This window comes from Streptomyces sp. NPDC029836 (assembly GCF_055574495.1).
Window position 1 is genome coordinate 620,962 of record NZ_JBVHZI010000003.1, and the last position, 6,060, is coordinate 627,021.

The following is a 6,060-nucleotide window of genomic DNA, read 5'->3' on the forward strand; positions in this document are numbered from 1 at the left end:
GGGCGAACGGTCCTGCGGGATCGGCCGGGGCGGCGGATCCCGTGTGGGGAGGACCGGGTCGAGAACGCCGGCGGCTGCCCCCGGTCGGGGCGGGGCGGACGGCCGGCGGGAGGCCGGCGGGCGGGAGGGCGTACCGGGGTGCGGGCGGAGCCGTCGGCGGATCGCCGGGCCGCGCGCGTACGGCGTACGGGGCGGGGCGATCGGGCGGCTCGAACCGTGGGGCGGGCCCGGCCGTTCGGCGTCGGTGCGCGCGGCACCCCGGACCCGCCGCCCCGCCCTCCCGGGCCGGGCGGGGCCCCTACATCCGCAGGACGGCCGAGGTGACGGGAGGTACGGGCCCCGGCGCGGCCTGAGCGAGCCCGCCGCAGTGGTCGTGAGGGCCCGCCCGTACGCATCCGGGTTCGGTGTGCGGGGCGGCGGTCGAGGCCTCCGACACGGCTCCCTGGTGCGGCGGCAGCGGGGCGCACTCGTGCGCCGGATGCACGGGATCACGGCCCGGGTCGGGCACCTCGGCCGGCGCCGCATGGGTGACGGCGTGGGCCACCGATACGCCCGGGGCGCCGGGGCCCGCATGGAGGGCGCCGTCCTGCGCGGCGGTGCCGTGCGCGCAGAACAGGCCCGTCAGCAGCACGGTCAGAGCGAGCAGGCGCAGCAGGCCCGCGCGAGGGCGGGCCCGCGAGGTGCGGTGCGGGCGGGCTGTGACCATGCCGTGATGCTAGCGCTCCCTTCCGTCCGACGGTGGATGTCGATTCGGACATGGGAAAACAGGCCTCGGGAGGGTGAGGATCGTCAATTGAGTGCCGTTCGCCGTGCGCGGGCCCTCCACCGCTTGTACGGACCGTCCTGCGGATCCGCGCCGCGCCGAAGCCGGCCGGGAGGCCGACGTCACGGCCATTGAACGTTAAATTCCGTCAGGGAAAGTGCATTCCATGTCAAGGAATGCACATTTCAAAACAGCGAATGGCTGCCCGTGGGTACGGTTCGATCAAGAACGGGCGCGTGGGGACCTGCCGGTCGGGCACGACACGTACCCGACCGGATCGAAGGAGGAGCCTCCGTGACCGCCCCCGGTGCGCAAGCGAGCAGGCTCAAGCGCACCTTCGAGGCCCTGTCCGTACGCAACTTCCGGCTCTTCGCAGGCGGCCAACTCCTGTCCGTCACCTGCACCTGGATGATGATCGTCGCCCAGGACTGGCTCGTCCTGTCCCTCTCCGGGGACTCGGGCACGGCCCTCGGTCTGGTCACCGCCCTGCAGTTCACTCCGGTCCTGCTGCTCACCCTCACCGGCGGCAGGCTCGCCGACCGGTACGACAAACGCGTACTCCTCATCTGCGCGAACGCCGCCTCCGGAGTCCTGTCCCTGCTGTTCGCGCTCGCGGTCCTCCTCCCGGGAGCCGAACTGTGGCACGTCTACCTCTTCGCCCTCGGACTCGGCACGGTCAACGCGGTGGAAGTGCCGACCCGGCTGTCGTTCATCAGCGAAATGGTCGGCGCCGAACTCCTGCCCAACGCCTCCGCCCTGAGCGCCGCCTACTTCAACGCGGCACGCGTCGTCGGCCCCGCCCTCGCCGGCCTGCTCATCAGCGGCCTCGGCACCGGCCCCGTCATCGTGCTGAACGCGGTCAGCTACCTGGCCACCGTGCTCAGCCTGCTGGCCATGCGGCCCGCCGAACTCCAACGCGGCACCGCCCCGAAACCCGGCGCCACCCGCGTCGCGGACGGACTGGCGTACGTCCGGGGCCGACCGGACCTGCTGCTGCCCATGGTGCTGGTGGGGGTCGTCGGGATGTTCGGCTTCAACTTCCAACTCACCCTCCCCCTCCTGGCCAAGACCGTGTTCCACGCCGACCCGCGCGCGTTCGGGCTGCTCGCCAGCGCGCTGGCCGTGGGCTCGCTGCTCGCGGCCTTCGTCACCACCGCGCGTCGGGGCCGACCCTCCGCCTCGCTGGTCGTCGCGTCCGCCATCGCCTTCGGCCTGCTGGAGACCCTCACCGCACTGGCGCCCACCTTCGCCGCCGCGCTGGTCCTGCTGGCCGCCACCGGATTCGCCTCGATCACCTTCGCGCAGGCCACGAACCACCGCATCCAACTCGGCAGCGATCCGCAGTTCCGCGGTCGGGTCATGTCCCTCTACGCGCTGATCATGCAGGGCACCACCCCCGTGGGGGCGCTCCTGCTCGGCTGGCTCGCCGAACACTGGGGAGCCCGCTCGGGCCTGTGGGTCGGCGGGCTCGTCTCCCTGACCGCCGCCCTCGCCGTGCTCGTCGTCCAACGCCGCGGCACCCGCGACGCCGCGACACCGGACGCGGACCGTCGCGCCGACCACCCGGGACGCCGTTGAGCGGGGACGCCGTGCGCTGCCCCACGAGGCCCACGGATCCTGTGCCCCGGACACCGCCGCCGGGCGCCGCGTCCGCCCTCGGCCGTGCCCGTCGAACCGTCAGGCGTCCCCGCCCGACACCTGGTGCAGCCGGAGCGCGAGTTGCAGTTCCAGGGAGCGGTCGGGAGACTGCCAGTCCGGGCCGAGCAGTCGGCCGATGCGCTCCAGGCGCTGGACGACCGTGTTGACGTGGACGTGCAGCAGGTCCTTCGCCCTGGACTGGCTCATCCCTGCCGCGAAGTAGACCCGTAGGGTGTGCACGAGCTCGCTGCCACGCCGCTCGTCGTACTCCAGTAGGGGCCCGAGCGTGGTGCGTACGTAGGACGGCAGGTCAGGGCCCTCACCCAGGAGTACCCCCAGGAATCCGAGACCGGCCAGCGTCCCGCCCTCCCCGGCGCGCCCCAGGGCCCGCAGCGCCGACAGGCAGCGCAGGGCCTCCGCGTGCGCCGCCGGCAGCACGGCGGGGTCGCCGTCCGCACCCGCCGCGCCGACCGTGACCGGGCCTCCCACCGCCCGCCCGAGCGCCGAGGCCAGCGCCACGGCGTCGGGACCGGGCGCCCGCGACGGGGCCAGGAGCACCGCGTGGTCGTGGTGGACGCCCGCCAACCCCCGCCGCGCCCGCGCCTGGTGGGCCGCCGCGGCGAGCAGCCGCGGCCGCGGCGCGGCGTCGCTGTGCAGGACGAAGAGGGCTTGGGGCCGCGCGAGGTCGACGCCCAGCCGGCGGGCGCGGACGGCCAGGGCGGCCGGATCCGCCGCGGGACCGAGCAGGTCACCGAGGAGCTCACCGCGTATCCGGTCCTCGGTCTCGGCGACCGAACGGCGCAGCAGCAGCAACAACGCCGCGACCGTCGCGGCCCGTTCGAACAGGCGGCGCCCCGCGTCGTCGAGCCCCGGACGGCCGGTCAGGGTGACGCTGCCCAGGATCTCCGGACCGGCGAGCACCGCGCACACCCACGTACCGTCCAGCGGAACGGCCCGGCCGCCGGCCCGGGAGGCCGCCACGGCCTCGGCGGGCGCGGGCCGGGAACCGGTCCGGGAACGGGCCAGCTCAGTCCCGTCTGCGTCGTGGACGAGGGTGCCCCCGTCGAGGAGCGTCCCGATGGCCGCGGCCACCTCCGCGATGTCACCGCCCCGCAGGACGAGCCCGGTGAGCCGGTCGTGGGCCTCCTCCGCGCGGCGCAGCGCGTCGCTGTTCTCCTGGATGGTGCGGGAGGCGACGCCCAGTTCGGACAGCGCCCGGCGGGTCTCCTCCAGGAGGCGGGCCCCGTCGATGGCGATCGCCGCGTGGTCGGCGAGCGAGGACAGCAGCGCCACCTCCCGTGCGGAGAACTCGCGGGGGCTGCGGTCGGCGGCGAACAGGACACCGATCACCTTCGACCCGAGCCGCAGCGGCACCCCCAGGATGGCGTGCAGTTCCTCCTCGCCGACCGCCTCGTCGATCGGACGGGTGTGCCGGAAACGCGGGTCGGTCTGGTAGTCCCCGGTGGCGTACGGACGGGCGGTCTGGGCGACGAGCCCGCCCAGCCCCTCGCCCATGCCCAGCCGCAACTGCTGGAACGCGGCCGACACCGAACCGTCGGTGACCCGCATGAAGGTGTCGCCCGCGCCCTCGTCGTTCAGCGAGAGATACGTGACGTCCGTGTGGAGCAGTTGCTTGGCGCGGTGGGTGATCGCCCGCAGAACCGCGTCCAGGTCGCGCAGCGCCGCGAGGTCGCCCGCCGTGTCGAACAGTGCCGTCAACTCGGCCTCGCGGGTCCGGTGCTGGGCCAGCGTGCGATGGACGTCCAGCGCCGCGCGCGTGGCGTCCTCCAGCTCGGCGAGCACCCCCGCAGGGGCGCCGGCGGCTCGGGCGTCCGCCACCGGCCGGGCGAGGTCCTCGGCGGGAGCGCCTTGGGCCAGCAGGCCGAGCAGGTCCCGTACGCCTGCCCGAGTCCCGGGGCCGTCCGCGTCCGTCACGGGCGTGAGCCTACGGGCGGCGTCCGGTCAGCGGCCGACGGGGGCCGACTCCGGACGGGCCGCCCCGGTAGGAGCGCGGTCCGTACCGGTCAGGCTGCGGCCCTTGGTCTCCCGGGCCAGCAGCACCGTCACCGTCGTGACCAGCGCCGCCGCGCAGAGGTAGAGGGAAACGGGGAGGGAGGAGTCGTACTCCCGCAGCAGCTCGACCGCGATGATCGGGGCCAGGGCGCCGCCCAGGATGGAGGCCAGCTGGGATCCCATGGAGGCGCCGGAGTAGCGGACCCGGGTGTCGAACAGCTCCGAGATGAAGGCCGCCTGGGGGCCGTACATCGCCCCGTGGAACAGCAGCCCGGCCGTCACCGCGACCGCGATCACCGGGAACGACCTGGTGTCCAGCAGGGCGAAGAAGGCGAAGGCCCAGCCGGCCATGCCGACCGACCCGACGAGCGTCACCGCCCGGCGGCCGATCCGGTCCGACAGGGCGCCCCACATCGGGATCGTCACGAAGTGCACGGCCGAGCCGATCAGTACCGCGTTCAACGCGTCGCTCTTCGGCAGTTGGAGGTGCACGGTGACGTACACCAGCAGGAAGGCCGTCAGGATGTAGTACGAGACGTTCTCCCCGAGCCGGGTCCCGATCGCGGTGAGGATGCCGCGCCGGCCGGTGCGCAGCACCTCGACGACCGGCGGCTTGCGCCGCTCGCCCGCCGCCTCCTCGGCCTCGGCCCGCGCCCGGGCCTCCAGGAACGCGGGCGACTCCGACACCGAGACCCGGATCCACAGCCCGATGACCACCAGCACCCCCGACAGCAGGAACGGCACGCGCCACCCCCAGGCGAGGAACGCCTCGTCGGACTGCACGGCCGCGAGCAGCGCGAGGACGCCCGTCGCGAGCAGGTTGCCGCCCGGGGCGCCGGCCTGCGGCCACGACGCCCAAAAGCCCCGGTTGCGGTCGTCGCCGTGCTCGGCGACGAGCAGGACGGCCCCGCCCCATTCGCCGCCCAGCGCGAAGCCCTGCACCAGCCGCAGCACCGTGAGCAGGATCGGCGCGCCGACCCCGATGCTCGCGTGGGTGGGCAGCAGTCCCATCGCGAAGGTGGCGCCGCCCATCAGCAGCAGGCTGAGCACCAGCAGCTTCTTGCGACCTATCCGGTCGCCGTAGTGCCCGAAGACGATCCCGCCCAACGGGCGGGCGGCGAAGCCGACGGCGTAGGTGAGGAACGCGAGGAGGGTCCCGACCAGGGGGTCGCTGGAGGGGAAGAACAGCGTGTTGAAGACGAGGGCGGCGGCGGACCCGTAGAGGAAGAAGTCGTACCACTCGACGGTGGTGCCGACGAGGCTCGCGGCGACGATGCGCTTGATGCCGGAGGGACCGTTCGGGGCGGTTCCGGAGGAGACCATGTGCACCACTTCCAGGGGGTCTACGGGGGCGTCGGGTGTGGCCACAACGTAGGAGTACCCAGGTCGGCGTCATATGGTGCTCGTCATCACAATCAGGCACCGCCGGGTGTGTCCGGCCACCACACGGCCCGAACCGATCCCCTCGGCGTGCCTCGACGAACTGGAAGCGGCCCACCGGAACCCTCACGACGGAGGACAGCTCCGGTGGGCCACTTGGAATGAGTCGGTTACCGGCCCGCGATGAAGGAGGCGGGGCCGCCGACCTTGTGCCAGGTGGTGCCGTTGCCGGACCACTTGAAGACCGCGTCGCTGTTGGGTGACAG

At 73.7% G+C, this 6,060-nt stretch carries 4 protein-coding genes; 1 reads left to right on the top strand and 3 read right to left on the bottom strand.

All coding sequences use genetic code 11. The features are described from left to right. Nucleotides 1–298 precede the first annotated feature (298 nt). The gene (locus ACZ4XJ_RS13665; RefSeq protein ID WP_468496271.1) at nucleotides 299–706 is read right to left on the bottom strand and encodes a hypothetical protein; all 408 of its coding nucleotides are present in this window, start codon (nucleotides 704–706) and stop codon (nucleotides 299–301) included. Between the two features lie 351 nt (nucleotides 707–1,057). Between ACZ4XJ_RS13665 and ACZ4XJ_RS13670 the strand changes: the two genes are divergently transcribed. Beyond that, nucleotides 1,058–2,341, top strand: coding sequence for an MFS transporter (locus ACZ4XJ_RS13670; RefSeq protein WP_362877740.1), 1,284 nt, complete (start codon nucleotides 1,058–1,060; stop codon nucleotides 2,339–2,341). A gap of 99 nt (nucleotides 2,342–2,440) precedes the next feature. Here ACZ4XJ_RS13670 and ACZ4XJ_RS13675 read toward each other — a convergent pair whose 3' ends face one another. Further along, entirely contained in the window at nucleotides 2,441–4,336 is a 1,896-nt protein-coding gene (locus ACZ4XJ_RS13675; RefSeq protein WP_362877739.1) for a helix-turn-helix domain-containing protein, read from the bottom strand. A gap of 27 nt (nucleotides 4,337–4,363) precedes the next feature. After that, nucleotides 4,364–5,737 (bottom strand): MFS transporter, encoded by a 1,374-nt coding sequence (locus ACZ4XJ_RS13680; RefSeq protein ID WP_383988025.1) that lies wholly within the window; start codon nucleotides 5,735–5,737, stop codon nucleotides 4,364–4,366. Nucleotides 5,738–6,060 lie beyond the last annotated feature (323 nt).